Genomic DNA, 246 nt, shown 5'->3' with positions numbered 1-246 from the left:
CGCTGCGATGGAATCTTTCTTCGCTCTTGTACAAAAGAACGTTCTTGATCGTGGCTCTTGGAACAGGCGCCGTGAATTATCTGCCGCGATCACTCACTGGATTGAACGGACATATCACAGGAAAAGACGGCAACGAGCACTGGGTAAATTGACACCAATCGAATACGAAACAATCATGGAATCAGCCGCATCCCTTGCGGCCTAAAAATCAGAAGGAAAACTGTCAACCAAACCCTCAGCAGACCC

Annotated in this window: 1 protein-coding gene; it reads left to right on the top strand. The window is 48.4% G+C overall.

Annotation, left to right across the window (positions count from 1 at the left end; all coding sequences use genetic code 11):
• On the top strand, nt 1–205 hold a 205-nt coding region (locus tag HMPREF2975_RS12100), incomplete at its 5' end, for an IS3 family transposase (protein ID WP_141757371.1).
• Nucleotides 206–246: the final 41 nt, after the last annotated feature.

Origin of the sequence: Actinomyces sp. HMSC065F12 (genome assembly GCF_001814535.1) — a bacterium.
Taxonomy (GTDB): Bacteria; Actinomycetota; Actinomycetes; order Actinomycetales; family Actinomycetaceae; genus Pauljensenia; species Pauljensenia radingae_A.
Note: the sequence above shows the minus strand (reverse complement) of the source record. Positions and strands in the feature narration are given on the sequence as shown.